This window comes from Pectinatus cerevisiiphilus (assembly GCF_004341685.1).
GTDB lineage: Bacteria > Bacillota > Negativicutes > Selenomonadales > Selenomonadaceae > Pectinatus > Pectinatus cerevisiiphilus.
Map to the genome: position 1 here is coordinate 1 of NZ_SMAA01000043.1, position 1,732 is coordinate 1,732.

A 1,732-nucleotide genomic window follows, 5' to 3' on the forward strand; every position below is an offset into this window, starting at 1 on the left:
CCCTGTGTGTTAGCATAGTTGTCAGTGATAGATGAAAGCTTTTGTGTTACTATAGAGAAGTATCACAGAAAGGAGCTCGACACCCATGCAGTATAGCAATGAACTTCGTGAGGCGGTGTTACGACGCCTGCTTCCTCCACAGAATGAATCCATCAGTAAGGTGGCGTCTGCCGAAGGAATCTCTGAACAAACCCTTCGCAATTGGTTGGCAAAGGCAAAGACAGACGGAACATCTGCCAGCGACTTTGAACGCCCTGCTGACAAATGGAGTACGCAGGATAAATTTCTCATCGTCGTTGAAACAGCCAGTATGAATGAAGAAGCCTTGGCAGAATATGCTCGCAAGAAAGGCCTTTATGTCGATCAGATCAAGTCCTGGCGCGATGCGTGCCTGAATGCCAATGGCGGTGTCGCAAAAGAAGCTGCCCGTTTGCACAAGGAACTCAAGGCTACCGAGCGGGAAAACCGTAAGCTGGGAAAAGAACTTGCCCGTAAGGAAAAAGCTCTAGCAGAAACTGCAGCTTTACTCGTTCTAAGAAAAAAAGCCGATGCGATCTGGGGGGACAACGAGGACGAATGATCAGCGCCTCAGATCGCGCAAATGCTGTACAGCTGATTTTAGAAGCCATGCACCATGGTGCTGGTTGTGCTGCGGCCTGTGAGGTTCTCGGCATTACTGAGCGGACCTATTTCCGCTGGCAAAAATTACAAAAAGAACATGGAAATATCTCCGATTTACGGCCAACTGCCAAGCGATTGGCTCCTGCCAACAAACTAAGTGATAATGAACGCCGGAAAATCATCGATACGGTTACCCAGAAAGACTACAAGGATATGCCTCCCTGTGAAATTGTACCAGCACTTGCTGACAAGGGGCAGTATCTTGCCTCAGAATCCACCTTTTACCGGGTTCTCCGTCAGGAAGGAATGGCAGGCCGTCGCGGTCGTGCTGCAGCTCCAGTAAAACGTAAGATTTCTACTCATTATGCAACGGGACCGAACCAGGTCTGGATGTGGGACATCACATATCTTAACGGACCGGTGAAAGGAACATTCTACTACCTGTATTTGATTTCTGACCTGTATAGTCGCGACATTGTTGGCTGGGAAGTGTGGCAGGAAGAGTCCGCTGAGCATGCCAGCGAACTGATACAACGAGCGACACTGCAACAGAAACGCCTGACGACCAGCCCCCTCGTTCTGCATTCAGATAACGGAAGCCCTATGAAGGGAGCAACAATGCTGACAACGCTTTATGCGCTCGGTATTACACCGTCCAACAGCAGACCTCGGGTCAGTAATGACAATGCCTATGCTGAATCACTTTTCCGCACCTTGAAATACCGTCCGAACTACCAGCCTAAAGGCTTTGAAAGGCTAGAAGCTGCAAGAGAATGGTGTCAACGCTTTGTTGAATGGTATCGATGTAAACACCACCATAGTGGGATTAAGTTTTTGACACCGGCTCAGCGTCACAATGGAGAAGGTGATGCTATCCTGACCAAGCGACATGAAGTCTACCTTGCTGCCAAGCAGGCCCATCCAGAACGCTGGAATGGTCGCAAGACACGTGACTGGATATTAGAGGATATCGTATTCCTGAATCCTGACAAAACAGTCCTAGAAGAAGATTATGCTGCCCACTTCGAACATACAGTCGAATCTGGAGCATAGTCAGTAGATGCACATATAAAATTTGAAGAATTACTGACAACTACCTTGACATTGAGCG

1 pseudogene is annotated in these 1,732 nt (G+C 48.4%); it reads left to right on the plus strand.

The annotated features are described in order from the left end of the window. Window positions 1–85: 85 nt before the first annotated feature. Window positions 86–1,674 (plus strand): annotated as a pseudogene (locus EDC37_RS12185) (IS3 family transposase). The last annotated feature ends 58 nt before the right edge of the window (window positions 1,675–1,732 follow it).